Source organism: Aliivibrio fischeri (assembly GCA_038993745.2).
Taxonomy (GTDB): domain Bacteria; phylum Pseudomonadota; class Gammaproteobacteria; order Enterobacterales; family Vibrionaceae; genus Aliivibrio; species Aliivibrio fischeri_B.
In genome coordinates this window covers 844129-870847 of record CP160629.1, presented here as the reverse complement: position 1 = coordinate 870847, position 26719 = coordinate 844129, and the positions used below count along the sequence as shown (strand labels likewise).

The following is a 26719-nucleotide window of genomic DNA, read 5'->3' as shown; positions in this document are numbered from 1 at the left end:
ACATCGGAAAAAGCATATTAAAACGTTTACTAAAAACCTATATGGAAATAGTTTCTATCTTTAAAAACACGACGGGCCCCTTATAGGGGCCCGTCTTTTATATTTATCAGTTACAAAGAAATGTTTTACTGTTCAAGTAACGGATAGCTAATTTCTGTACTTTCTTTTAGCGTATCTAACGTTGCTGTTAAATCTTGCTGAGTTTGAGAACGCAATAAACCAGTAGCAATTTGCGATGACATATTTGAATCATTTAATTCTAATACACTATCAAGAGCAACAATGACATGGTTTCCTTGACGATCCATAACCTGTGCATACGTTGATTTACCATCAGCAGGCTTCTCTAAACGATATACGTCATTTGCTAATTCATCATTACGGCTGATCATTCGAGCCTCAGCAAACGCTAAGCCATTATTTGTCATCACGCTATTGTCACCTTTCTTAAGGCCTGAAATTACGTTTTGAGCAAGTTCTAGGGCTTCCTGTTCACCTTGTGCTTGAGATAAGCGAGCAATTACTGCATCTTTTACTTCATCAAGAGGTAAAACCATTTCATCACGAACATCTTCAACACGAACAACGATAACATGTTCAGGTGCAATTTCGATAACATCAGAGTTTAAACCATCTTCTTTAACTTCTGGGCTATAAATAGCTTGAAGTACAGCTGAATCCGCAAGCGCTTTAGGTGCATCAGCTTGAGAGAAGAAATCAGATGTTACAATCTTCGCATCAACGGCTTCAGCAGCATCATCTAATGAATCAGGTGATTCAAACGCTTTTTCAGCTAGTTCAGTTTGTAGACTGTAAAACGCATCTGCTGCATGCTCATCAACTAAGAACGACTTGATATCAGCACTTACTTCAGCAAGCGGTTTTGTTGTTGGTTCTTCGATACCATTCAGTTGAATGATATGGAAACCAAATGCTGATTTCACGATACCTGAATGATCACCTACTTTTGCTAATTGGAAAGCAGCATCTTCAAACTCAGGATCAATAACACCACGCTCAATCCAACCTAAAGAACCACCTTCTTTAGCTGTAGGGATATCTTGTGAAGCATCTTTAGCTACAGTAGCAAAGTCTTCGCCATTGTTAATTCTATCTAGCACTTTTTGTGCATCAGCTTCGTCGCCTTTAATTAAAATATGGCTAACTTCACGCTTCTCTTGTGTAGAATATTTATCTAAATTCGCTTGGTAATATTCTTCAATTTCTTTATCTGTAATTGGCGCCTGCGCTTTTAATGAATTACCAGATAACTCTACATATGACACTTTTACTTGTTCAGGTCGAACAAATTGTTGTTTGTTTGCATTGTAGTATTCTGTGATTTCTTCATCTGTTACTTTTGCATTTTTAGCAAAATCAGCAGTATTTAATGTAATCGTACGAATTTCACGTTGCTGAGTTTCTAAAGCAGCTTGTGCTTGAACTTCATTTGATAACGTAAATTCTGTCGATTCTAACGCCATAACTAGCTGGTTTCTTGCTAAGTCTTGACGTAAGTAAGCGGCAAAACTATCAGAGCTAAAACCTGCACGGCGTAAAGAAATGTTATAGATTTCTTCATCAAACTTGCCATCTTTTTGGAATTGAGGCATTGAAAGGATAGTTTGACGAATTTGATCATCACTAATACGCAAGCCTAAATCTTGAGCTTGGTTATCAAGCAGTGCATCATTAACCATACGGTCTAAAACTGACTTACGGAATTGCTCTACATATGCAGGATCACCCAGTAACGTAGCAAAATATTCACCTAACTGCGATTGCATACGGTTACGTTCATTTTGATAAACTTGCTCAAACTCATTACGAGTAATTTCGCGCTCACCAACTTTCGCTGCTAAAGGCTGGCCACCACCGACTAAATAACTACCTACACCTGCAAATACAAATGAGAAAATAATTAGACCGAGAATGATCTTAACTGCAAGGCCTGTTGAACCTTCGCGAATTCGATCCATCATAATGTGTATTAACTCCTAATCACCGAATGGAATGATTTTATTCCTAAGAAAACATTTCAATTTCTATTGATAGTGAAAATTTAAAATAGTTCAACAAAAGAAAATTTAACAATAAAAAAGCGCATCATTGGATGCGCCTATGACTCATATCTCTAGTCTACTAGCGTTACGCTAGCTTGTGTAGAGTTTTATCTAGTTTTCGATTAGTTACACGCATCTTTTAATGCTTTACCCGCTTTAAAAGCAGGAACTTTTGCAGCTGAAATCTCAATCGCTTCACCAGTTTTTGGGTTACGACCTGTGCGAGCTGCACGCTCACGAACTACAAATGACCCAAAACCAACAAGAGTTACTTGATCGCCACTTTTTAGCGTCTCTGTTACTGTTTCAACTAGTGCATCTAAAGCACGGCCTGCTGCTGCTTTTGAGATATCTGCACTTTCAGCAATTTGATCAACTAATTGAGATTTATTCACGGTATTCCCCTTTAAAATTTTCATTCAACAGTTTAATGAACGAGTCCATATAATAATATTTGTTGTGTGAATTTATCTTCACAGCAATAGAGTCTAACTTAACGATATCAATATAGAGTGACAAGTCATTTCGACTTGTCAGCCCTGTTATATCAACGTTTTTTGCTACACATCACTTTTTAGATTGTTCAACACTAAAACCTGATGGGTCGCTTTGTAAAGCCAATGTCAAAACTTCGTCAATCCACTTAACTGGATGAACAGATAGATCAGCAATTACATTCGCTGGAATGTCTTCTAAATCACGCTCATTCTCTTTTGGAATGATCACGGTTTTAATTCCACCACGGTGTGCAGCTAACAGTTTTTCTTTTAAACCGCCAATAGGCAGAACTTCACCACGCAGTGTAATTTCACCCGTCATTGCAACATCAGAACGAACCGGATTACCAGTTAGGCTTGAAACAAGTGCTGTACACATACCGATACCTGCACTTGGACCATCTTTTGGTGTTGCACCTTCTGGTACGTGTACGTGAATATCACGTTTTTCGTAGAAATCAGGATTAATACCTAATTTTTCAGCACGAGTACGAACCACGGTCATTGCAGCTTGGATTGACTCTTTCATTACGTCACCAAGCGAACCTGTATAAGTAAGCTTACCTTTACCTATCATTGACTCAGCTTCAATAGTAAGTAAATCACCACCAACTTCAGTCCAAGCTAAACCAACAACTTGACCAATGCGATTCTCATCATCCGCTTTACCGTAATCACAACGCTGAACGCCTAAGAAATCCTTCAGGTTATCTTGATTAATCGTGACTTTCTTAATCGATTTATCAAGTAAGATCTGCTTAACCGCTTTACGACATAATTTAGAGATTTCTCGCTCTAAGCTACGAACACCAGCTTCACGCGTGTAATAACGAATAATGCCAATGATTGCTGAATCATCAATCTCAATTTCATGTTCTTTTAAGCCATTACGCTTAATTTGTTTTGTCAGTAAATGATTCTTAGCGATGTTCAGTTTTTCATCTTCTGTATAACCCGATAAACGAATCACCTCCATACGATCCAATAATGGACCCGGAATATTCATTGAGTTAGATGTTGCAACAAACATGACATCTGACAAATCGTAATCAACTTCTAAATAGTGATCACTGAATGCGCTGTTTTGTTCAGGGTCAAGCACTTCTAATAAAGCAGATGCCGGATCACCACGCATGTCTGATGACATTTTGTCAATTTCATCCAAAAGGAAAAGTGGGTTTTTCACTTCAACTTTCGACAGTTTTTGGATTAACTTACCTGGTAATGAACCAATGTAAGTACGACGATGCCCTCGAATCTCAGCTTCATCACGTACGCCACCAAGAGCCATACGTGTGTATTTACGTCCCGTTGCTTTCGCAATAGATTGGCCTAATGAGGTTTTACCTACACCAGGAGGTCCAACTAAACAAAGGATAGGACCTTTTAGCTTACTTACTCGGCTTTGAACCGCTAAATATTCTAAAATGCGTTCTTTTACTCGCTCTAAGCCGTAGTGATCTGAATTTAAGATCTCTTCTGCTTTTGCCAAGTCTTTCTTCACTTTAGAGCGCTTATGCCATGGAACACCAACCATGCAATCAATGTAGCTACGAACTACCGTTGCTTCAGCTGACATTGGAGACATCATTTTTAATTTCTGAAGCTCTTGCTCTGCTTTTTCTTGCGCTTCTTTTGGCATTTTTGCATCTACAATTTTCTTTTGTAGTGCTTCAAACTCATCAGGCGCATCATCCAAATCGCCCAGTTCTTTCTGAATGGCTTTCATTTGCTCATTCAAATAGTACTCACGTTGGCTTTTTTCCATTTGTTTTTTAACACGGCCACGAATACGTTTTTCGATTTGAAGTAAATCGATCTCCGATTCCATCATGCCCATTAAATATTCTAAACGAGCAATCACATCTGTTAATTCTAATACTTCTTGCTTATCAACCAATTTTAATGGCATATGAGCAGCGATAGTATCAGCAAGACGTGCAGCATCTTCAATTCCGTTTAATGAAGTTAACACTTCTGGTGGAATCTTTTTATTTAATTTGATGAAGCCTTCAAATTGATTAATTGCAGAGCGCATGATCACTTCTTGCTCTGAATCATCAATAACAGGTGTCAGCAAGAATTCAGCATCGGCAGTAAAGAAATCAGCCTCAAGAAACTGGTGAATTTTTGCTCTTTGCTGACCTTCAACTAACACTTTTACTGTGCCGTCTGGTAGTTTTAATAACTGTAAAATCGTCGCAATTGTACCAACACCGTGCAAGTCATCTAACTGTGGCTCTTCTTTTGCAGCTTCTTTTTGTGCCACAAGTAAAACTTGCTTATTTTGTTCCATTGCTGCTTCTAAGCAACGGATGGATTTTTCACGGCCTACGAATAATGGAATAACCATGTGGGGATATACCACAACATCGCGTAATGGTAGAACTGGTATCTCGATGCGCTCGGAACGCTCCAGGTTCATATTCTTCTCTCTTTCCGTCAGTATCTATTAGGAATAATATGGGGGCAAGTCGCTAAGATTCAATATAATTTTCATTAAAAAATAAAAAAGGAGGCCAATGCCTCCTTTTTATTCAACTAACTTGTCTTTTGCTATTCAGCAGAAATTGCTTTTGTTTCTGTGTTTTCAAAAATTAATAGTGGCTCTGATTCACCATTAATCACAGACTCATCGATTACTACTTTAGAAACGCCTTCTTTTGAAGGTAATTCATACATAGTCTCGAGTAATACCGCTTCTAGAATTGAACGAAGTCCACGAGCACCTGTTTTACGATCCATTGCTTTTTTAGCAATTGCTTTTAAAGCATCTTCACGGAATTCAAGCTCTGCACCTTCTAAATCAAATAATGCACCATATTGTTTAGTTAATGCATTTTTAGGTTGACTTAAAATCTGAACTAACGCTTCTTCATCTAATTCAGTCAGCGTTGTTGTTACAGGCAAACGGCCAATAAATTCTGGAATTAAACCAAACTTAACTAAATCTTCTGGTTCAATTTGCTTGAACAAATCACCGATTGTTGCTTCGTTTTCTTTAGAACGAACATCAGCACCAAAACCAATGCCTGTACCTGTTGCAACACGTTGCTCAATTACTTTATCTAAGCCAGCAAAAGCACCACCACAAATAAATAGAATCTTAGATGTATCTACTTGTAGGAATTCTTGCTGTGGATGCTTACGACCACCTTGAGGTGGAACTGAAGCAATTGTGCCTTCAATCAATTTCAATAGCGCTTGCTGAACACCTTCACCAGACACATCACGTGTAATTGATGGGTTTTCAGACTTACGAGAAATCTTGTCAATTTCATCGATATATACAATGCCACGCTCTGCTTTAGCAGGATCGTAATCGCATTTTTGTAATAGCTTTTGAATGATGTTTTCAACATCTTCACCAACATAACCCGCTTCAGTTAATGTGGTTGCATCCGCCATAGTAAACGGTACATCCAAGAAACGAGCTAGAGTCTCAGCAAGTAATGTTTTACCACTACCCGTTGGGCCAATCAGAAGGATATTACTTTTACCAAGCTCTACCCCATCTTTTGTTGTATCGCCATTACGCAAACGCTTGTAGTGGTTGTATACAGCAACAGCCAGTACTTTCTTCGCATGTTCTTGACCAATTACATAGTCATCTAAATGCTCACGAATATTACGTGGTGTTGGTAACTCTTCACTACTCTCTTTAGGAGACAGAGTATTATCTTTTAGCTCTTCGCGAATAATGTCGTTACATAAATCAACGCACTCATCACAAACATAAACAGATGGGCCTGCAATTAGTTTACGAACTTCATGCTGGCTTTTTCCGCAAAAAGAGCAATATAGTAACTTTCCACTATTTTCGTCTTTACGCTTGTCTGTCATTTGCTAACCTCTTAAACGTTGCCTTTATGCTGTAAGTTTATACTAACTTACCTTCTTTGCTGTAAACGTTACTGCTTTTTTATGAATTAGTCACGCTTATTTAACACAGCATCTACAAGACCGTATTTCACAGCATCATCTGCTGACATGAAATTATCACGATCTGTATCTTGTTCAATCACTTCCAAAGGCTGACCTGTGTGCTCTGCAAGCAACGTATTCAATTTCTTCTTAATCGTTAAGATTTCTTGAGCATGAATTTGAATATCAGACGCTTGGCCTTGGAAACCACCTAGTGGTTGGTGAATCATCACACGTGAATTTGGTAATACATAACGCTTACCAGGAGCACCACCTGCAAGTAAGAAGGCACCCATAGAACATGCTTGACCCATACATACTGTACTCACGTTTGGCTTGATGAACTGCATTGTGTCGTAAATAGACATACCCGCAGTAACAGAGCCGCCTGGAGAGTTAATGTATAGGAAGATATCCTTATCAGGGTTCTCAGACTCAAGGAAAAGCAACTGTGCTACAACTAGGTTAGCCATGTGATCTTCAACTTGACCTGTTAAAAAGATAACTCGCTCTTTTAACAGACGGGAATAAATATCATACGAACGCTCACCACGTGAAGTTTGCTCAACAACCATTGGAACAAGTGCATCCATAATAGAAGGCATTGCATTGTTTTCTTGATAGCTCATAACCGTATCCCTTATAAAATAAATGGTCCGAATGACGCTTCATTCGGACCATTATTAGCAGATCTTGTGAAACTAAGTCAACTAACTACTTAATTAATTTAGAAATTAAGCAGGTTGTTGATTCATTAGTTCGTTAAAGCCAAATGCTTTTTCAGAAACTTGTGCTTTAGCTAGGATAGCTTCAACAGCTTGTTCTTCTAGAGCAACATTACGCATGTTGTTCATCATTTGCTCGTTGCCTTCGTAGTAAGCAACAACTTCTGTTGGATCTTCGTATGCAGAAGCCATTTCGTTGATAAGCGCTTTTACTTTCTCATCATCAGCTTTTAGTTCTTCAGACTTGATAACTTCACCAAGAAGAAGACCTACAACTACGCGACGTTTAGCTTGTTCTTCAAATAGTTCACGTGGAAGCTCAGGAGCGGTGTCAGCGTTGCCACCGAAACGTTGAACTGCTTGTTGACGTAAAACTTGAACTTCTTGATCGATTAGAGCAGAAGGTACGTCAATGTTGTTTTGCTCAACTAGACCGTTGATTGCTTGTTCTTTGATCTTGTTCTTAACAGCTTGAGCTAGTTCACGCTCCATGTTCTTACGAACTTCAGCTTTAAGACCTTCAACACCACCTTCAGCGCCGAACTTAGCAACGAACTCATCGTTTAGCTCAGGAAGCTCACGAGATTCAACTTTCACTACTTTGATAGCGAATTGTGCAGCTTTACCTTTTAGGTTTTCTGCGTGGTATTCTTCAGGGAAGTTAACGTCGATAGTTAGTTCTTCACCAGCTTTCTTACCTTTGATGCCATCTTCAAAACCAGGGATCATACGACCTTGGCCCATTTCTAGAGGGAAGTTTTCAGCTTTACCGCCTTCAAACTCTTCACCGTCGATAGAACCAACAAAGTTGATTGTAGCGCGAGTACCGTCTTCAGCAGCGATATCAGCATCAGCCCAAGTAGATTGTTGCTTACGTAGAGTTTCTAGCATTTCTGCTACGTCTTCGTCTTTAACTTCAACTTGTGGTTTTTCAACAACAACTTTGTCTAGACCTTGAAGAGCAACTTCTGGGTAAACTTCAAAAGAAGCAGTGAAAACTAGATCTTTACCTTCAGCAAATTCAACTGGAGTAAAAGTTGGAGCACCCGCTGGGTTGATTTTCTCTTTTACGATAGCTTCGATGAAGTGACGTTGCATAACTTCACCCATCACGTCATTGCGTACCGCTTGACCATACATTTTCGCAACCATCTTCATTGGCACTTTACCTTTACGGAAGCCATCGAAGCGACGATTTTTAGCGATATTACGAAGCTCAGCAGATACTGCATCTTCAATGTTTGCTGCTGGAACAGTGATAGTTAGAACGCGCTCTAGGCCTTCTTTAGTTTCAACGGTAACTTGCATGTTTATATAAACCTCAAAATCGACTCAGGTTCTCTGAGTTTGCGACAAAACAAAACGTGTCGCATCCTTGTGTCACGGGACTATAAAAATAGACCGCAACCCTATGATTCGTGATACCTCAGGGTACCTTCCTTTTATTTACTTTTATATCAAAAGCAAATACGTATTTTAGCAATCAAAATACGTCATTTAGCCAAGTGGCAAAATAAGACGCGATATTGTAGCGATCTGACGTTTCTATGTCGAGGCTCACTACACTTGTTGATAATCTTTAATGAGAAATTGGGGAATAAGTAGTACTTTTCAACCCTTATTAACGATTTTTTTCTTAAAATAACCGTTATTTATTAAAAATTTTGCTACTAACAATATCTGCCATCATTTCAATGTGTAATTCATCATCATTTAAACACGGAATAAAGGTGTATTTTTGACCACCAGACTCCATGAAAATCTCTTTACACTCTTCAGAAAGTTCTTCTAACGTCTCTAGGCAATCAGACGAAAAAGCAGGGCTGATAATGTCTAATGATTTAATCCCTTTTGGCGCAAGCGATTTTAATGTTTCAGAAGTGTATGGTTTTAACCACTCTTCACGCCCGAAACGAGATTGGTAACTCATACCAATTTGTTCAGAAGTTAACCCTAGCTCTTGTGCTAATAATTCGGTTGTTCTTTCACAATGCGCTGCATAAATATCGCCATTATCAACAAAACGTTGTGGAATACCGTGGTATGAACAAAGAACATAATCCCCCTTTCCATTCCTTTCCCACGACTGACGGACAGAGTTTGCAAGTGCTTTAATGTACAAAGGGTGATCATGGTAATTATGAATCATGGTGAAATTGGGTAGTACAGGTGTCGTTTTGTATTGTTTTGCAATTTGATCAAAAACAGCTGCAGTTGTAGTACGAGAGTATTGCGGATACAAAGGTAAAATAATTATCTCATCACAGCCTTGTTGTTCTAATGACTCAATACCAGATTTAATTCTTGGTTCACCATAAGTCATTCCTAAAGCTACAGGCATAGAAAGGCGTGCTTCTAATGCTTTTACCTGTCGTTGTGAATACACTAATAATGGAGACCCCTCCTCCATCCAAACGCTTTCATACAACTTAGCAACTTTCGGGGCGCGTATAGGAAGAATGACACCATGAAGCAATGGGCACCATATGAAGCGATTCATATCCACCACTCGCTTATCATGTAAAAATTCTGATAAAAATTGTTTTACCGCAGCAGCTGTTGGCGCTGTTGGTGTTCCAAGATTAACCAGCAACACCCCTGTCTTTTTATTATTCACTGTCAATTACCTATTTATTTTCCATAAAAAAAGCGACCTATAAAAGGCCGCTTCAATATAGCAATAAATTACTGACTACGTAAGATTACGCTAGTGCTTTTTCGATTTCAGCACTTACTTCAGCAACTAATTTAGTACCATCAAATTTAAGGTACTTAGTGTTGCCTGCTTCAGCTTCTTTGTTGTAGTAAGCGATAAGCGGTGCAGTTTGCTCATGGTAGATACCTAAACGAGCAAGTACTGTCTCAGGCTTATCATCTTCACGGATAACAAGAGGTTCGCCAGTTTCGTCATCTTTACCTTCTTCTTTTGGTGGGTTGTACACTACGTGGTAAGTACGACCTGAAGGAAGGTGAGCACGACGACCAGACATACGCTCAACGATAACTTCGTCAGCAACGTCAAACTCAAGAACGTAATCGATAGATACACCGTTCTCTTTTAGGCCATCAGCTTGAGGAATTGTACGAGGGAAACCATCTAGTAGGAAACCTTTAGCGCAATCTTCTTGAGCAATACGCTCTTTAACAAGACCAAGGATGATCTCATCAGATACAAGTTGACCAGCATCAATTACAGATTTTGCTTGTTTACCAAGCTCAGTGCCAGCTTTGATTGCAGCACGTAGCATGTCACCTGTAGAGATTTGTGGAATACCATATTTATCCATGATGAACTGAGCTTGAGTACCTTTACCCGCACCTGGTGCACCTAAAAGGATGATACGCATTGTTTTCCCCTTAAAAAATAATCTTGGAATTTATACCAAACCTTACAAATAAAAGTTACCTAACCTATATTTATAAACTTAGGTATAAGTTTTATTTCTAAAAAATACGCCGTGAAGATACACGTAACTGTGAAAGCTATCAAGTTTGCAATTAAAAAAGCAAAAACTGCCTCTTAAATTGTGTGTATTTTCGCCATTAAAAACAATGAGACCTTAGTGTTATCTTTACTAAGGTCTCATCTTATTTAGCACAAATAATAATTATTTAGCTAGCAATTGATTCATTGCACTTAAGAACTGCGACGGATCTTCTAAAGAGCCTCGTTCAGCAAGCATCGCTTGGCCAAGTAACATCTCAACCCAACGGCCAAATGCTTCTTCATCAGCTTCATCTGCCATTTGTTTTACTAAAGCATGATCTGGGTTAATTTCAAAAATGTACTTCACTTCTGGCGCAGCTTGACCTGCAGCTTCCAACAGTTTTGCCATTTGAGTACCCATTTCAAAGTCATCAGTAACCACAACCGCTGGTGTCGTTGCTAATTTGAACGTAGTACGAACTTCTTTAACTCGATCGCCTAAATATGACTTTGTACGCTCAACAACTGACTTGAACTCTTCTTCAGTCTCTTTATGTTTTTCTTTTTCCGCTTCATCTTCAAACTTGCTTAAATCTAGGCCCGCTTTTGTGATTGATTGGAATTGCTTACCGTCAAATTCGGTTAAGTAGCTCATTAGCCACTCATCGATACGGTCATACATCAGAACAACTTCAATACCTTTTGCTTTAAATTGCTCTAGGTGTGGACTGTTTTTCGCAGCAGCATAGCTGTCAGCGGTTAGATAGAAGATCTTATCTTGTTCTTCTTTCATACGCTCAACATAGCCAGCAAGACCTAGAGCTTGCTCTGAACTGTCTTTTTCTGTCGTTGCAAAGCGTAATAACCCAGCAATTTTTTCTTTATTAGCGAAGTCTTCAGCTAAGCCTTCTTTTAAAACTTGGCCAAATTGTTTCCAGAAAGTAAGGTACTTTTCATCGTCTTTTTTCGCCATTTTCTCAAGCATACCCAGTACACGTTTTGTACATGCACTACGTAATGATTGAGTTACTTTATTATCTTGAAGAATCTCACGCGATACGTTTAAAGGTAAATCATTTGAGTCAATTAACCCCTTAACAAAACGTAGGTACGTTGGCATAAATTGCTCAGCATCATCCATAATGAAGACACGTTGAACATATAATTTTAGACCACTTTTATGATCACGGTTCATCATATCAAATGGTGCTTTTGCCGGAATATATAGAAGGCTGGTGTAATCATTTTTACCTTCTACTTTGTTGTGACTCCAAGTTAATGGATCAGCAAAATCATGAGAAACATGCTTATAGAACTCTTGGTATTCAGCATCTTCAATATCTGATTTACTACGAATCCAAAGTGCTTGAGCTTTATTTACTTGTTCCCATTTACCTTCTTTATCTTTTCCTTCTTCGTCTTTTTCAACGGTCCAGATAGAGACAGGGATACCGATGTGATCAGAGTATTTACCAATCACTTCTTTTAAACGCCACTCATTTAGAAATTCTTTACCTTCTTCACGCATATGAAGAATGATATCTGTACCGCGACCTTCTTTTGTAATGTCTTCAATGGTGTAATCACCTTCACCCTCTGAGTGCCATTGAACACCTTGATCTTTTTCAGAACCTGCAGCACGCGTACGAACCGTAACCGCATCAGCAACAATAAATGCAGAGTAAAAACCTACACCAAATTGACCGATAAGTTGAGAGTCTTTACTCTGATCTTCAGATAATTTAGAGAAGAAATCAGCCGTTCCCGATTTTGCAATCGTACCTAAATGTTCAATCACATCCTCACGACTCATACCAATACCATTATCTGAAATGGTTAATGTATTTGCAGCCTCGTTAAAAGATAATTTAACACCAAGATCGGCATTACCTTCATATAAGTCGCCATTTGATAGCGCTTTAAAACGTAACTTATCTGATGCATCAGAAGCATTTGAGATTAGTTCACGCAAAAAGATCTCTTTATTTGAATATAAAGAGTGAATCATTAAATGAAGTAACTGTTTTACTTCTGATTGAAATCCACGTGTTTCTTTATTAGCAGTTTGCTCACTCATCTAAAAACTCCAATATATAAGAGGTAACATTATTTACACTTACATATTGAAATAGGGTCATAAAACAGCAATTCAAGGTAAAGATATGTAAAACAGGCAGATTTTTTGCTGTTTTTTTGCTTTTTTTATAGATCAAAAATGATTAATGATAAATTTTGACATAATATAGACATTCTAAAAGTGATACTCTTTATCATATCTAAGAACTGCCACTACTGAGTTAATAACCGATGAATACAGAAAATAACAAAATTATTATTGGCGACCGGTTTCTCTTCGATCCAAACGACAATAGTCTTATTGATACTCTAAATGATGATGAGATTATTCGCTTGGGTGGTAATGAAAGTCGAGTTTTAAGCCTGCTGATTCAAGAACCAGGGAAGGTTGTTAGCCGTCACGAACTACATGAGTATGTTTGGAGAGATCAAGGCTTTGAAGTTGATGATTCAAGTTTAACTCAAGCTATCTCTACATTAAGGAAGATGCTCCAAGACCCAACCAAGTTACCTGTTTATGTAAAAACAGTACCAAAACGTGGTTATCAATTTATTTCAACAGCTGTTGCTCAAGTCGATCCTGACCAGCAAACAGAAGCTGAAACTGAACACAATTTAGAGAATACTCCGTCAATCGATTCTCTAAATACCGCTTCAGTGCATCAAGATGATGCTCAAGAAGCACAAGCTGTGGCACCGCAACAAAACGCAACAATAAATCAGCCATCTACGACTAATTCAACACCACAAGCACATCTATCTCTTTTAGGCACAATAATGCTTATTATTGCTTTTGTTTTGCCTATTATTGCCTATGTCAATCATACGCCAAAATCAGATGCCTTTGTTGAAGTCGCTAATTATGATAATACGCCTGTTTTTGTTCCGGTTAACCACCCTAGTATCGAACAGTGGAAACCTCTTATTGAACAATGTACAAATTTTTATAATTCAAAGCACACTGATTCATTAAAACCAATTGAAGTTATTGCCACTAGCGGTCAACCAAATCAAATTACATTAAATTATATACATAGCGAAGAACACAGTGATCAAAGCATCAGTGTACGCTTGCTAATTGATCAAAAAGGGGTGGATAAGGTATGTGGATAAACAAAGAGCAGTTACCTCTATTCAAACGTTTATTACCCTTAATCCTGCTAACTATCTCAGTAATAGGTAGTGCATGGTTTTATTGGAAAAGCGACAGTAAAGTAGAACAGCTATTAATATCTAAAGAATGGCAAAGTATGAGCACAGTTCGAATAGACACAGACTATGAGGATATGGGCCCACTTAAACGTGCTGATATTAAATCTAACGTGGTTTATTTACCAAATAAGACCTATTCAAAATCATCTACATTAACGATTTACAGCGGGTTAGCTGATGAAATTCATCCATTAACAATCAATGTAATGGAGACTGGTAATTGGGATTACAGCGGTGATTATTTACTTATTGACCCTACTGAATTTAAAGACGTTACTGCTAGTGACAACAAAAACTTTTCAGGATCTCAGAAAAAGCTGATTATGCGAGTTTTCAGAATGGATGCTCAACAAAGTAAGCGAGTTGATGTGGTTAATGACAAAACATTATTACTCACGAGCTTAAATTACGGTTCTGGTATTCTATTTTCGCATTAACCATGATTTCAAACTAATAAAAAAGAAGCGATTGTTACGCTTCTTTTTTATATCTAAAAAATATAATTATTGAATATCAATCGAGTGCAAAGTATTACCTTCAAAATCACATACACTTAGCGTCTGTCCATCAAGTAACCCATAACTTGCTTTTTCCCCTTCAATACGTGGGAAAGTTGTTGAACCTGGATTAAAAATAATTTGCTCTCCAACCCACTCAGCAACCGTAATATGCGTATGACCATGAGCGATAATATCGCCTTTTTTCAATGGTGGTCGCTTATCAGCATTATAAATATGGCCATGAGTTAAAAATAATTTTTGACCCGTTGGTAATAGCACAATGTGATAATCAGACATGATAGGAAATGAAAGCAGCATCTGATCAACTTCACTGTCACAATTCCCTCTTACTGCAATGATAGAATCTGCATATTGATTTAATAATTCGGCAACCGCAATTGGGTTGTGACCTTCAGGTAATGGGTTTCGTGGACCAAAATTAATTAAATCCCCAAGTAAAATCAGGTGATCTGCTTTTGAAGCTAGAAACGTATCAATAACACGCTGGGTTGCAGGTAAAGATCCATGCAGATCCGAAGCAAAAAATAGTTTCACGAAAGGTCCTTAAATATCGATATAATGCGAACACAAAGTATAAAGGAAATGTAAGCAAAGTTGCCAATCATTGAAGTCAATTTATACTTAGTTAGACAGATAACGAAAATATCTTGCAGGAGACGAGATGAAAATACTCATAACAGGTAGTACAGGATTAATAGGAAAGCAATTACTCGACCACCTAAAAGGGCATCACTTAATCCTTCTTACTCGAAATATAAAAAAAGCCCAACTTTCTTTAAACCACCTTGCTTTACCACATGTAGAGTTTGTTTCTGACCTGTCATCTTTTCCAAACTTCAATGATATAGATATTATTATCAATCTAGCTGGAGAACCCATTGCCGATAAAAAATGGACAAAAAAACAAAAGAAAAAAATCATTCAGAGTAGATGTGAACTAACACAACAGCTTTCTGAACTTTGTCTTGCCTCTTCAACTCCACCTAGTTGTTTTATTTCTGGATCAGCTATCGGCTATTACGGCAATCATGATAATAAGAACATAGACGAAAGCATGCAGGTATCCCTACCCGATTTTACTCATCAAGTATGTCAAGAATGGGAAAGCAAAGCACTCCAAGCTCAAAACGACAATACTCGAGTTTGCATACTGCGTACTGGCATTGTGTTATCGCAATCTGGTGGAGCACTAGGAAAAATGTTACTCCCATACAAACTCGGTTTAGGTGGACCAATCGGTAACGGTAAACAATATATGTCATGGATACATATTGATGATATGGTTTCTGCTATCTTACACCTAGTTTTTGAAGAGCAAAGCCATGGTATTTATAACATCACGGCTCCTCACCCTGTAACCAACCGCGTATTTAGCCAAACCTTAGCAGGAACACTGCAACGCCCACATTTTTTATTCACCCCTAAATTATTAATTAAAACAATTCTAGGTGAATCCGCAGTATTACTTTTAGATAGCCAACGTATAAGACCAAAACGTTTAGTTAATGAAGGATTCAAATTTCGCTACTCACGGATAGAATCGGCATTAAAACAACTTCTACAATAACCTCGCCCCTTCCACTTTAAAATATCATTCACTTCGAGTAGACAATGTCATTGTTTATCGAAGTGAAGATAGAGCTGATCATTAGCACATAGTTCCCTCCTCTCTAGAATTTAATTCGTACTCAAATCAATTATCAAAATACCTCTATTAACTTCATTTGTTTTCAATCTAATCTCCAGATTCAACATGTTATTAAATTGATACTATTGCTTATTACCAAGACTTTAAACTACGTACAATCAATTACTTACAAAACACAAATTCGCACTTATGCGACTCATTTATCAAAAAAATGAATTTGGTGAATAATTTTACAATATGGTAACTCTTGATTATTAACCGCATTTTACTTATAGTACTAAGTAATTTTTTAATAAAGGATCTAAAACATGAATCCCATACTGGAAGTTAAGGGACTGTACAAAGTATTTGGAGAAGACACTGAACGTGCATTTTCAATGATTGATAAAGGCGCAAATAAAGATCAAGTGTTTGAGAAAACGGGATTAACGATTGGGGTTAATGATGTTTCTCTTAGTATTCAAGAAGGCGAAATTTTCGTAATAATGGGACTTTCTGGTTCTGGAAAATCCACATTAGTTCGTCTTCTCAATCGACTTATCGAACCAACAAAAGGTAATGTGTTTCTCAGAGGAAAAGACATCGCCCACATTTCAGAAGAAGAACTTCGCCAAGTCCGCCGCAACAACATCTCCATGGTTTTTCAAAACTTCGCTCTAATGCCACACATGACAGTCATAGAAAATGCAGCTTTTGGTTTAGAACTCGCAGGAGTTGATACGGAAAAAAGAAAAGCAAGTGCACTAGAAGCGCTAGATAGAGTTGGACTTGGTGCCTATTCTGAATCTTACCCTGATGAACTATCTGGTGGTATGAAACAACGAGTTGGTCTTGCTAGAGCATTAGCTTGTGATCCAGATATTTTATTAATGGATGAGGCATTTTCTGCTCTTGATCCTTTAATCAGAACTGAAATGCAAGACGAGCTCATTCGCTTACAAAATGACGATAAACGCACGATAGTTTTTATCTCTCATGATCTTGATGAAGCGATGAGGATCGGTGATCGCATTGCTATTATGCAAAATGGTGAAGTCGTTCAAGTAGGCACTCCAGATGATATCCTTAATAATCCAGCCAATGACTATGTTGAAGCATTTTTCAGAGGTGTAAATGTTGCTAGCGTTTTAACGGCTAAAGATATTGCACGAAAAAAACCTGCCGCTGTTTTTAAAAAATCAGAACATGATGGCCCAGCTTCAGCTCTTCAAATCTTAATTGATAATGATCGCGAGTATGGGATTATTGTCGATAAAAGTAACCACTACTCTGGCATAGTCTCTGTCGACTCTCTTCGCGAAGCTCATAATGACCATAATTCATTAATAAGTGCTCAATTGGCAAATGGCGTCACTCTTACACCTGAACAACCAATTAATGATATTTTAGGTATTGTTGCTGACGTTCCTTATTCCGTTCCTGTCGTTGACAAAAACGGTAATTACTTTGGTGTTGTGACTAAATCACGACTTCTACAAACGTTAGATAAGGGATAGGTCATGTCAGCAAATCAAACAACAAATGATCCATGGTCACAAACTGAAACTCAATCAAACGATCCTTGGGGTCAAGCAAGCGAATCAGCATCTTCAAACGATTGGTTAACAACAGAAACAGTAGACACTAAATCTTTTGATATTTTAAATCCATTTGAAGAAGCGGTTCTTCCTGTAGATACATGGGTTGAATCTGGATTAAATTGGTTAGTGGAGCATGGTCGCCCCTATTTCAAGCAATACGTGTTCCTATCGACTTTATTTTAAGCTCTTTTGAAACCGCTCTTGTATCAACACCTGCGCCATTCATGTTGCTTATTTTATTTTTACTTGCGTGGCAATTTTCAAATCTAAAACTTGGTGTATCCACTGCAATTTCACTGTTATTTATAGGACTTATCGGTGCTTGGTCACAAGCGATGACGACCCTTGCTCTGGTGATGACCTCTGTGTTTTTCTGTTTACTTATCGGACTCCCTATGGGGATCTGGTTAGCAAGAAGTCGCACTGCTGCCAAATTTATTAGACCTATCTTAGATGCAATGCAAACCACCCCTGCATTCGTTTATTTAGTTCCAATCGTTATGCTATTTGGTATTGGTAATGTTCCAGGTGTAGTCGTAACCATCATTTTTGCTTTACCTCCGGTTGTTCGTTTAACCATACTCGGTATTCAGCAAGTACCTACCGACCTTATTGAAGCTGGACACTCTTTTGGTGCAAATAAAAAACAGATGCTTTATCGAATCCAATTACCTCTAGCGCTGCCAACTATCATGGCTGGTGTAAACCAAACCTTAATGCTATCTCTGTCTATGGTTGTTATCGCATCTATGATTGCTGTAGGTGGTTTAGGTCAAATGGTATTACGAGGTATCGGAAGGTTGGATATGGGGCTAGCTGCCGTTGGTGGTCTAGGTATTGTTATCCTTGCCATTTTACTCGATAGAATCACTCAAGTATTAGGTGTAAACGCAGGCAATACCAAATTACGTTGGTATCAAATGGGACCTGTCGCCATCTTATTAAAAATATTTGCTCAAAAAAAAGAACCAAAACAAGAACTGAAACTTAAGGAGAAATAAGAATGATTAATTCATGGAAGAAAACACTAACAGCCAGTATCGTTTCAACATTAGCTTTATCTACTAATGTTTGGGCTGAAAAGCTTCCAGGAGAAGGAGTTAGCGTTCAAGCTCTTCAATCAACAGTTGCTGAAGAAACATTTCAAACCTCGATTGTAAATCGCGCTCTTGAAGAACTTGGTTATGATGTACAACCAACAAAAGAAGTGGATTACAACGTTGCTTACACATCAATTTCTAAAGGCGATGCAACATTTCTTGCTGTTGGATGGTTCCCTCTTCATGCCGATAAATACACAATGTCTGGTGGTGATGACAAATTCTACCGTCAAGGCCAATACGTAAGTGGCGCAGCTCAAGGTTACTTAATTGATAAAAAAACAGCAGAGAAATATGGCATCACTAATATTGGTCAATTAAAAGATCCAAAGATAGCTAAATTATTTGATGCTGATGGTGATGGCAAAGCGGATCTTACTGGTTGTAACCCTGGTTGGGGCTGCGAAATGGTAATCGAACACCAAATTGAGACTTATCAACTTGAAGATACTGTCACACATAACCAAGGTAACTACGCAGCAATTATTGCTGATACGATTTCACGTTATAAAAATGGCGAGCCAATTCTCTACTATACGTGGACACCTTACTGGGTAAGTGGTGTTCTAGTACCAAATAAAGACGTTGTTTGGTTAGAAGTTCCTTTCTCTGCATTACCGGGTGAACGTAAAAATGTAGATACCACATTATCAAATGGTAAAAACTACGGTTTTGAAATGAACTCTATGCGTATTATTGCGAATAAAGAATTTGCGGCACAAAACCCAGCAGCTGCAAAGTTATTTGAAATAATTAAGCTAAACATCAACGATGTGAGTGCGCAAAACATGATGATGAGTAAAGGTAAAAACAACACTGCTGATATTGAATCTCACGTCAATGGTTGGATAAAAGCAAACCGTAATTTATTTGATTCTTGGATAAATGAAGCGAAAAAAGCAGCCATGTAATCCTTCATCATACTCCCAAAAAAGCCAATAGCATTATTGGCTTTTTTTGTTTTATACACAAAATCTCACACTCGAATTATCAATTCTATAACCCCTACTTTATACTGTTTTCTATTGTACTTATGTCAGCGAAAATAAGGTCTATGTACTTATTTGGTTTGCTAATAAACATTTATAGGGATTTATGAAGCGTTCTATATTTATAACTGGCTGCTCTACAGGTATCGGATATACCGCAGCTCACCAATTACAGCAACACGGCTTTGATGTTATCGCCTCATGTAGAAAAGAAGAAGATGTTATTCGACTTCAGAAGGAAGGGCTCACTTGCTTACAACTCGATTATAATGATCCTCAGAGCGTCAGTGATGCTGTGCACAAAATAAAAGCACTAACTGATGGAAAATTATACGCTTTATTTAATAATGGGGCTTATGGACAGGCAGGAGCACTCGAAGATCTACCTCGTGATGTCTTAAAAGAACAGTTCGAAGCTAATTTCTTTGGTTGGCATCAGTTAGTAACAGAATTACTCCCTATAATGAGAGAACAAAATCAAGGACGTATCATTCAAAACAGCTCTGTTTTAGGTATTGTTGCTATGAAATACCGTGGAGCTTATAACGCATCAAAATTTGCTATTGAAGGTTGGACAGATACGTTACGTCTAGAACTATCAGATACAAACATTAAAGTCTGCTTAATTGAACCTGGACCAATAGAAACCGAATTTCGTTCTAACGCATTGAAAGCATTTAATAAATGGATAGATGTAGAAAATAGCCCTCATAAGGAAAAATACCTTATTCAGCAACAAAGACTCGAAAAAGAAAAGTCAGGTAGTGCGTTTGTTTTACCATCAACCGCCGTCATTTCCCCATTACTACACGCCTTAAATTCCACAAAACCAAAAGTAAGGTATCGGGTTACCTTTCCAACGTATTTATTTGCATTTCTTAAACGTATTTTACCAACAAAAATCCTCGATAAGATCTTAAATAAGAGTGATTAATGTAACTTTATACCGCCACCACTGTGTAATTTTTAATAAATACGAGAAAAAGATAAAAATGTAATATTAGTGTCATAAAGCAATCGTATATTTAATACTATCTGGTCGATTAGTGTTTTCGAGGGAAGTATGACACTAGGAAAAATTAACTGGATCTGTGTGAGTGTAGCGGTTGCGGTATTCATACTGATCTAATAGTAACCTTTGCTTGCAAACAAAAAGCCACAATATATTAATATCGTGGCTTTCTTGTTTTTTGTCTCCTTGAAAATAGCCACTAACGCCATATATCTACTAAAAGAGATAATTCTGATTTTAGGACAAGATATGCAAGCAGAACATAGCGTTGAATTGAACGAACAAAATTTCCAGCAAATTATAGAAAGCTCAGTGCAAACCCCTGTGTTGATTCACTTCTGGGCGCCAATGAGCCAAGAAAGCCTTTCTGTAATACCTGCACTTCAACAGCTTGCCCAACAATACGGTGATGCTGTTACCCTTGCCCTACTTAATTGCCAAGAACAACAAGGCCTTGCTCAACAATTTGGGGTGCAAACATTACCTACTATTGCTTTATTTAAAAATGGTCAAGCCGTAGATGGTATGGGGGGGCCTCAAACAATTGAAGCCATCCAAGATATGTTAAGCAAACACTTACCTAGTCAAGAAGAGCTTCAATTAGGTCAAGCGTTTAAGTTAGTTGAAGAGGGTGAATACCAAGCGGCCCTTCCTATGTTGCTTGCTTTATTAGATCATTTTGGTGGCAATGGGCAGATCAAGCTTCATATCGCTCAATGCTATATTGAAACACAAGCTTATGAGCAAGCTGAAAGCGTCTTGTCTGAAATTTTAATGCAAGATCAAGATAGTAAATATAAAGAATTAGTTGCTAAGCTTGAACTGCATAAGCAAGCAGGTAATACACCTGAAATCCAAGCACTAGAAGAAAAACACAACGCAGATCCAACTAATACAGAAGTCGCATTAGAGCTTGCTATTCAATACAGCCAAGTGAATCGCCAAGAAGAGGCGTTAGAGATTTTAATGGCGATATTAGTTAACGATCTTAATGCTCAAGATGGCCAAGTAAAAAAAGTGATGATGGATATTTTATCAGCTCTAGGTCAAGGTAACCCTATCGCTGGTAAATTCCGTCGCCAACTCTATTCTCTACTTTATTAAAGTAAGCATATAACCTGTCATTATTTAACCTGTTGTTATTTATTCTCATGACAACAGGTTAATCCTTTAATGATTGGACAGTCATTACTATCATCACCAGGACATGTATCAGCTAGATCTAATAACGTTTTCTTCATCCTTTCTAACTCTTCTATCTTAGTTTCTATTTCTGAAACCTTTTCTAGTGTTTTTTGTTTTACATCCGCACTTCGTCTATTTGGATTATTCGATAAATTTAACAGCTCTTGACATTCATCTAAGTTAAACCCAACTAACCTTGAGCGACGGATAAGTAACAACTCATCTACTTGATGTTGTGTATATTGACGATACCCATTTGCGCCACGACTCGCCTCTTTTATTATCCCTTTACTTTCATAAAAACGAATTGCTTTTGCTGTTAATCCAGTTAATTTCGCTACTTCACTTATGTTCATACAACTCTCTTTACTTTTCTTCTTGACCTTCCATTAACTGTAAGGTTTATGATGCCTAATATCAAGATAGGTTATCGAGGTTATTATGAGTCAAGAATTCAATCTGCCTTTAGCGGGATTAAACTGTGGTCGTTGTATTGCAAAAATAGAAAAAGCATTTGCAGATAATCCGCATGTACAGCAATACTCGGTAACTAAAACGGATACAAAGCTAACCACCAGTCTCTCTTATCAAGAGGTGGTTAAATTAATCACAGAGCTGGGATACTCCGTCCCTAAAGCACAAGATGTCACTCTTTATTTATCTGGATTAAATTGTGGTAAGTGCGTCAATAAAACCAAAGAAGCGTTAAGTGGTTTATCGCATTCCAGTATTACGTCTATTTCAACAACACTATTGAAATTAGAAACCACTCACTCGCAACAACACATTATCGACCTCATTGAGTCTATTGGCTTTCACGCAAGTTCCGTATCACCTGCATCTGATAATCAAGAGGAACAAACGTCTCTATCTGATAGCTCAAAAACAGACAATATCAGCCATTCATCAGAAAAAACGACACAATTAATATTGTCTGGAATGACGTGTGCGAGCTGCGTATCTTCTGTTGAAAAAATCATTGCACAAAATAAAAACGTACACTCAGTGACGGTTAATCTTGCTGAACGCACCGCGCTCGTTCATGGCGATATCGATGTACCGACATTAATCAAAAGCATTGAAGACGGCGGTTATGGAGCAGAACTAAGTGTCAGTGAAGAACAGCGTAGAGAGCGACAAAAAGAACAGTTTCTAAAAATAACCTCTGAACATAAAAGAAATACTATTTTATCATTAAGCATCGGTGCTCCGCTCATGTTGTGGGGCGTTTTCGGTGGCAATATGCAAATATCAAATACTCACGACCAAATCGCTTGGGGGTAATTGGGTTTATTTGTTTAGGATTATTACTGACTGCCGGTCGACACTTTTTTGTGAATGCATGGAAAGCCTTTACTCACCATAGAGCAACAATGGATACCTTAGTTGCATTAGGCACAGGCTCTGCTTGGCTATATTCCATGGCACTAGTTCTTTTTCCTGAATTCTTCCCAGAACAAGCTCGTCATGTGTATTTTGAAGCAACAGCAATGATCTTAGGCTTAATTACACTGGGTAATCTCATTGAAACTAAAGCCAGAAATCGCACGTCAAATGCCATTGAAAAACTGATCAACTTACAACCACAAACGGCTACCGTTATTATTGATAGCCAAGAGGTTACCTTGCCTGTCACTCAAGTGGTTGAAGGAATGGTAATTAAAATTAAACCCGGTGAAAAAATTCCCGTTGATGGCACTATCTTGAGTGGTGAGAGCTATCTTGATGAAGCCATGTTAACTGGAGAGCCAATACCGAGCTTAAAATCCTTAGGTAATGCCGTACATGCCGGTACCATCAATCAACAAGGAAGCTTTACCTTTAAAACGACGAAAGTTGGTGAGCACACCATGCTCGCTCGTATTATTACTATGGTACGAAATGCACAGAGCAGTAAACCTAAATTAGCTAAATTGGCAGATAAAATATCATCAATCTTTGTTCCGAGCGTTATGATTATCGCAATTCTATCCGCTCTTATTTGGTATAACTTTGGTCCAGAGCCAACATCAAGTTACATGTTAGTTGTCGCCACTACGGTTCTAATTATTGCTTGTCCTTGCGCCCTTGGATTAGCAACGCCTATGTCGGTAACCGTAGGAATTGGTAAAGCAGCTGAATTTGGTGCATTAATTAAAGATGCTGACGTACTTCAAACTGCAAGCACCATCGATACGGTTGTTGTAGATAAAACAGGAACATTAACGGAAGGGAAACCAAGGGTAAATCACGTCACCCTTTTCAACCAATACGATGAAAAAGAAGTAATTTCACTCGCAGCAGCAGTCGAAACTCATTCTGAGCATCCATTGGCGTTAGCGGTTGTGAATTATTTAAATGACAACCATTGGATACCTCTTACTAGTACAAATTTTACTGCCGAACTGGGCCTAGGTGCATCAGCGATAGTAAATGGTAATCTCATATTTATTGGTAACCATCGTTACCTTACTAAGAACAACATACCAACTCCTGATGTATCTATTTCACCATCAGCTACGCCTTTATATGTGGCTAATGAGCAAGAGTGTATCGGGGTTATTCAGGTCAGTGATGCCATTCGCTTAGATTCCAAAGCTGCTATCAAGCAATTTAACCAACTTGGTATTGATGTTGTCATGTTAACTGGCGATCGTAAAGAGACTGCAGAGCACGTAGCAAAAGAACTAGGGATCAATCAAATCATTGCTGGAGTATTACCGGATGGTAAAGCGCAAGCAATCCAAGAACTGCAAAAACAAGGCAAAAAAGTGGCCATGATAGGTGATGGTATTAATGATGCCCCAGCACTAGCACAAGCTGAAGTCGGCATTGCAATGGGTAATGGCAGCGATGTTGCAATTGAAAGTGCACATTTAACGTTAATGAATCACTCTTTATTAACTGCAGTCAATGCCATTACATTATCCAAAGCAACCATGAGAAATATGAAGCAAAATCTATTTGGTGCATTTATATACAATACCATTGGGATCCCTGTTGCGGCAGGCATTTTATTCCCATTTACTGGCATGCTACTAAGTCCAGTAGTTGCAGGCGCAGCAATGGCACTTTCATCTATAACGGTCGTCACCAATGCAAACCGGTTACGACTTTTTACTCCTCAACCTCAACAAAAATAACAGGTGGAACCATGATTAATGTAATTGGTATTTGTTTAATAGTCGCCATTGTTTTTTGGTTCTGGCTTTCACCTAATTCAAAGTAAATAGTGGAATATCACCATGAAAAACGTAAAAAAAATAGCTTTCACTTCTCTTATGTTAATAAGCTCATCTGCATTTGCAGCAACCGAAGTTACTTCTTACAAATCCCCTTACTGCGGTTGTTGCACTGAATGGGAACAACACATGAAAGATAACGGTTATGACGTTAAAACTGAAAAGCATGAAGACATGAGTGCGATTAAGAAAAAACTAGGTGTTGATCCTCGTCTTACTTCTTGTCATACCGCTGTCATTGATGGTTATGTATTTGAAGGCCATATTCCAGCATCTGATATTAAAGAATTTCTTGCTGATCCTCGTGACTACAAAGGATTAGCCGTTCCAGGTATGCCAATGGGCTCTCCAGGTATGGAATATGGAGATAAAAAAGACAAATACCAAGTTGTGGCGTTTAAAGAAAATGGAAAATTAGCGTTATTTAATACGCATAACTAGGGACTAGGGACTAGGGACTAGGGACTAGGGACTAGGGACTAGGGACTAGGGACTAGGGAAATAATAAACGGTGTTGAGTGATATCAATGCCGTTTTTATATCAATCACAGTAAGTAGAATAAAGAGTTACTTGAATGAATATAAGATCGACAAATGCAAAAAAGCCGCATCATTTCTGATGCGGCTTTTTTAAAAGTGGTCGGTGAAGAGGGATTCGAACCCCCGACCCTCTGGTCCCAAACCAGATGCGCTACCAAGCTGCGCTATTCACCGAGATGTTTAACAAAGACCTTGTCCGTGTCAACGAGGGCTATAATACTGCTCAGGATTTTTTTGACAAGTGTTTTTTTCATTTTTCAATTTGTTCGGCTATTTATTCATCAAATTAATCGAATTCATAAATAAATCATCAAAATTTGCTTAGAATTCATCAATTACATCACTATAATCCAAATAAATATATGATCGCTCTAAGGATTATTTATGCCTCATACAGATGAATTTTCACTATTCCAAGAGATGATGGGAGATGTAAAACCCATTAAACAAGATATAGTGACACCACTAACCTCTCCCCATAAAGCAACAGAATCTCAATTAGCACGTAAAGAGGCAGCGCAAGCATTATCAGAAACGGATCCAGATTTTCTGTCTTTAGATAATGCACCATTATTACAACCTGACGATATCATTGAGTTTAAACGCGATGGCGTTCAAGATGGCGTATATCGAAAAGTTCGTCTCGGTAAATATGAAATTCAAGCACGTTTAGACTTACACAAACGCACATTAAAACAAGCTAGAGATGAAGTGCTTCATTTTTTAAAACAATGCCAGAAAATGGATGTACGCTTTGCTGTTATCGTTCATGGTAAAGGTGCAAAATCCAATCCTCCGGCATTAGTTAAAAGTCATGTTGCTCAATGGCTTCCGCAAATAAAAGAAGTGATGTGCGTACATTCAGCTAAAGCACAACATGGTGGATCGGGAGCGGTATATATCCTATTAAGGAAAAGCGCAGAAAAGAAATTAGAGAACAGAGAAAAGCATCAAAAACGCAGTGCATAAAAAAAGCCTCCAAATATCTGGAGGCTTTTT

General features: G+C 38.1%; 22 protein-coding genes, 1 tRNA gene and 1 pseudogene. 12 read left to right on the top strand and 12 right to left on the bottom strand.

Annotated elements, in window-relative coordinates:
- Positions 1–125: 125 nt before the first annotated feature.
- The 9 genes from ppiD to htpG all read right to left on the bottom strand — a co-directional run bounded on the left by ppiD (position 126) and on the right by htpG (position 12713).
- Positions 126–1982: a peptidylprolyl isomerase gene (ppiD, locus tag AAFX60_004315; protein ID XDF78388.1), complete on the bottom strand. Its 1857-nt coding sequence runs from the start codon at positions 1980–1982 to the stop codon at positions 126–128.
- 203 nt (positions 1983–2185) lie between these two features.
- Complete coding sequence (locus AAFX60_004310) at positions 2186–2482, bottom strand: HU family DNA-binding protein (protein XDF78387.1); 297 nt, start codon at positions 2480–2482, stop codon at positions 2186–2188.
- Positions 2483–2630: 148 nt separating this feature from the next.
- Positions 2631–4985, bottom strand: a complete 2355-nt coding sequence (lon, locus tag AAFX60_004305) for an endopeptidase La (GenBank protein ID XDF78386.1) — start codon at positions 4983–4985, stop codon at positions 2631–2633.
- Between the two features lie 131 nt (positions 4986–5116).
- On the bottom strand, positions 5117–6403 hold the full coding sequence (gene clpX, locus AAFX60_004300; protein ID XDF78385.1) for an ATP-dependent protease ATP-binding subunit ClpX: 1287 nt from the start codon (positions 6401–6403) through the stop codon (positions 5117–5119).
- 86 nt (positions 6404–6489) lie between these two features.
- The gene (gene clpP, locus AAFX60_004295; GenBank protein XDF78384.1) at positions 6490–7113 is read right to left on the bottom strand and encodes an ATP-dependent Clp endopeptidase proteolytic subunit ClpP; all 624 of its coding nucleotides are present in this window, start codon (positions 7111–7113) and stop codon (positions 6490–6492) included.
- A gap of 105 nt (positions 7114–7218) precedes the next feature.
- Positions 7219–8517, bottom strand: a complete 1299-nt coding sequence (gene tig / locus AAFX60_004290) for a trigger factor (protein ID XDF78383.1) — start codon at positions 8515–8517, stop codon at positions 7219–7221.
- Positions 8518–8857: 340 nt separating this feature from the next.
- Positions 8858–9826 carry a ferrochelatase gene (hemH, locus tag AAFX60_004285; GenBank protein ID XDF78382.1) on the bottom strand — a complete coding sequence of 323 codons (969 nt, stop codon included), beginning with the start codon at positions 9824–9826 and terminating at the stop codon, positions 8858–8860.
- Between the two features lie 85 nt (positions 9827–9911).
- Positions 9912–10556 carry an adenylate kinase gene (adk, locus tag AAFX60_004280; GenBank protein ID XDF78381.1) on the bottom strand — a complete coding sequence of 215 codons (645 nt, stop codon included), beginning with the start codon at positions 10554–10556 and terminating at the stop codon, positions 9912–9914.
- A gap of 261 nt (positions 10557–10817) precedes the next feature.
- Positions 10818–12713 carry a molecular chaperone HtpG gene (gene htpG / locus AAFX60_004275; protein ID XDF78380.1) on the bottom strand — a complete coding sequence of 632 codons (1896 nt, stop codon included), beginning with the start codon at positions 12711–12713 and terminating at the stop codon, positions 10818–10820.
- Between the two features lie 230 nt (positions 12714–12943).
- Here htpG and AAFX60_004270 point away from each other — a divergent pair, with 230 nt between their 5' ends.
- Positions 12944–13825, top strand: a complete 882-nt coding sequence (locus tag AAFX60_004270; protein XDF78379.1) for a transcriptional regulator — start codon at positions 12944–12946, stop codon at positions 13823–13825.
- Positions 13816–14361: a regulatory protein ToxS gene (locus AAFX60_004265; GenBank protein ID XDF78378.1), complete on the top strand. Its 546-nt coding sequence runs from the start codon at positions 13816–13818 to the stop codon at positions 14359–14361. The genes AAFX60_004270 and AAFX60_004265 overlap by 10 nt, the downstream gene beginning before the upstream one ends.
- 66 nt (positions 14362–14427) lie before the next feature.
- Here AAFX60_004265 and yfcE read toward each other — a convergent pair whose 3' ends face one another.
- The gene (gene yfcE / locus AAFX60_004260; protein XDF78377.1) at positions 14428–14979 is read right to left on the bottom strand and encodes a phosphodiesterase; all 552 of its coding nucleotides are present in this window, start codon (positions 14977–14979) and stop codon (positions 14428–14430) included.
- A 127-nt stretch (positions 14980–15106) separates the two neighbouring features.
- Between yfcE and AAFX60_004255 the strand changes: the two genes are divergently transcribed.
- From AAFX60_004255 to AAFX60_004230, 6 genes and pseudogenes are all read left to right on the top strand, one after another.
- A complete protein-coding gene (locus tag AAFX60_004255) occupies positions 15107–16012 on the top strand; it encodes a TIGR01777 family oxidoreductase (GenBank protein ID XDF78376.1) in 906 nt (301 codons plus the stop codon).
- A gap of 389 nt (positions 16013–16401) precedes the next feature.
- Complete coding sequence (gene proV, locus AAFX60_004250; protein ID XDF78375.1) at positions 16402–17589, top strand: glycine betaine/L-proline ABC transporter ATP-binding protein ProV; 1188 nt, start codon at positions 16402–16404, stop codon at positions 17587–17589.
- Between the two features lie 3 nt (positions 17590–17592).
- A pseudogene (gene proW / locus AAFX60_004245) lies at positions 17593–18674 on the top strand (glycine betaine/L-proline ABC transporter permease ProW).
- Positions 18675–18676: 2 nt separating this feature from the next.
- A complete protein-coding gene (gene proX / locus AAFX60_004240) occupies positions 18677–19684 on the top strand; it encodes a glycine betaine/L-proline ABC transporter substrate-binding protein ProX (protein XDF78374.1) in 1008 nt (335 codons plus the stop codon).
- Positions 19685–19868: 184 nt separating this feature from the next.
- Entirely contained in the window at positions 19869–20696 is an 828-nt protein-coding gene (locus AAFX60_004235) for an SDR family oxidoreductase (protein XDF78373.1), read from the top strand.
- Positions 20697–21023: 327 nt separating this feature from the next.
- Complete coding sequence (locus AAFX60_004230) at positions 21024–21878, top strand: co-chaperone YbbN (protein ID XDF78372.1); 855 nt, start codon at positions 21024–21026, stop codon at positions 21876–21878.
- A gap of 35 nt (positions 21879–21913) precedes the next feature.
- On the opposite strand, the gene cueR is transcribed toward AAFX60_004230, so the two are convergent.
- A complete protein-coding gene (gene cueR / locus AAFX60_004225; GenBank protein ID XDF78371.1) occupies positions 21914–22315 on the bottom strand; it encodes a Cu(I)-responsive transcriptional regulator in 402 nt (133 codons plus the stop codon).
- 85 nt (positions 22316–22400) lie between these two features.
- On the opposite strand from cueR, the gene AAFX60_004220 reads away from it, so the two are divergent.
- The 3 genes from AAFX60_004220 to AAFX60_004210 all read left to right on the top strand — a co-directional run bounded on the left by AAFX60_004220 (position 22401) and on the right by AAFX60_004210 (position 25621).
- The gene (locus tag AAFX60_004220) at positions 22401–23243 is read left to right on the top strand and encodes a cation transporter (GenBank protein XDF78370.1); all 843 of its coding nucleotides are present in this window, start codon (positions 22401–22403) and stop codon (positions 23241–23243) included.
- Positions 23244–23332: 89 nt separating this feature from the next.
- Positions 23333–25081 (top strand): copper-translocating P-type ATPase, encoded by a 1749-nt coding sequence (locus AAFX60_004215; protein XDF78369.1) that lies wholly within the window; start codon positions 23333–23335, stop codon positions 25079–25081.
- A 102-nt stretch (positions 25082–25183) separates the two neighbouring features.
- Positions 25184–25621 (top strand): DUF411 domain-containing protein, encoded by a 438-nt coding sequence (locus AAFX60_004210; GenBank protein XDF78368.1) that lies wholly within the window; start codon positions 25184–25186, stop codon positions 25619–25621.
- 196 nt (positions 25622–25817) lie between these two features.
- Here the strand turns inward: AAFX60_004210 and AAFX60_004205 are convergent.
- A tRNA-Pro gene (locus AAFX60_004205) sits at positions 25818–25894 on the bottom strand.
- A 210-nt stretch (positions 25895–26104) separates the two neighbouring features.
- Here AAFX60_004205 and smrA point away from each other — a divergent pair.
- A complete protein-coding gene (gene smrA / locus AAFX60_004200) occupies positions 26105–26689 on the top strand; it encodes a DNA endonuclease SmrA (protein ID XDF78367.1) in 585 nt (194 codons plus the stop codon).
- The last annotated feature ends 30 nt before the right edge of the window (positions 26690–26719 follow it).

Bases quoted from the DNA above. Each gene is read 5' to 3' on its own strand.
- proV (XDF78375.1), top strand. From the start codon at position 16,402: ATGAATCCCATACTGGAAGTTAAGGGACTGTACAAAGTATTTGGAGAA.
- clpX (XDF78385.1), bottom strand. From the start codon at position 6,403: ATGACAGACAAGCGTAAAGACGAAAATAGTGGAAAGTTACTATATTGC.
- AAFX60_004265 (XDF78378.1), top strand. From the start codon at position 13,816: ATGTGGATAAACAAAGAGCAGTTACCTCTATTCAAACGTTTATTACCC.
- AAFX60_004255 (XDF78376.1), top strand. From the start codon at position 15,107: ATGAAAATACTCATAACAGGTAGTACAGGATTAATAGGAAAGCAATTA.
- ppiD (XDF78388.1), bottom strand. From the start codon at position 1,982: ATGATGGATCGAATTCGCGAAGGTTCAACAGGCCTTGCAGTTAAGATC.
- AAFX60_004210 (XDF78368.1), top strand. From the start codon at position 25,184: ATGAAAAACGTAAAAAAAATAGCTTTCACTTCTCTTATGTTAATAAGC.
- htpG (XDF78380.1), bottom strand. From the start codon at position 12,713: ATGAGTGAGCAAACTGCTAATAAAGAAACACGTGGATTTCAATCAGAA.
- AAFX60_004215 (XDF78369.1), top strand. From the start codon at position 23,333: ATGGATACCTTAGTTGCATTAGGCACAGGCTCTGCTTGGCTATATTCC.
- AAFX60_004235 (XDF78373.1), top strand. From the start codon at position 19,869: ATGAAGCGTTCTATATTTATAACTGGCTGCTCTACAGGTATCGGATAT.
- clpP (XDF78384.1), bottom strand. From the start codon at position 7,113: ATGAGCTATCAAGAAAACAATGCAATGCCTTCTATTATGGATGCACTT.
- AAFX60_004270 (XDF78379.1), top strand. From the start codon at position 12,944: ATGAATACAGAAAATAACAAAATTATTATTGGCGACCGGTTTCTCTTC.
- adk (XDF78381.1), bottom strand. From the start codon at position 10,556: ATGCGTATCATCCTTTTAGGTGCACCAGGTGCGGGTAAAGGTACTCAA.
- cueR (XDF78371.1), bottom strand. From the start codon at position 22,315: ATGAACATAAGTGAAGTAGCGAAATTAACTGGATTAACAGCAAAAGCA.
- AAFX60_004230 (XDF78372.1), top strand. From the start codon at position 21,024: ATGCAAGCAGAACATAGCGTTGAATTGAACGAACAAAATTTCCAGCAA.
- lon (XDF78386.1), bottom strand. From the start codon at position 4,985: ATGAACCTGGAGCGTTCCGAGCGCATCGAGATACCAGTTCTACCATTA.
- AAFX60_004220 (XDF78370.1), top strand. From the start codon at position 22,401: ATGAGTCAAGAATTCAATCTGCCTTTAGCGGGATTAAACTGTGGTCGT.
- smrA (XDF78367.1), top strand. From the start codon at position 26,105: ATGCCTCATACAGATGAATTTTCACTATTCCAAGAGATGATGGGAGAT.
- proX (XDF78374.1), top strand. From the start codon at position 18,677: ATGATTAATTCATGGAAGAAAACACTAACAGCCAGTATCGTTTCAACA.
- tig (XDF78383.1), bottom strand. From the start codon at position 8,517: ATGCAAGTTACCGTTGAAACTAAAGAAGGCCTAGAGCGCGTTCTAACT.
- AAFX60_004310 (XDF78387.1), bottom strand. From the start codon at position 2,482: ATGAAAATTTTAAAGGGGAATACCGTGAATAAATCTCAATTAGTTGAT.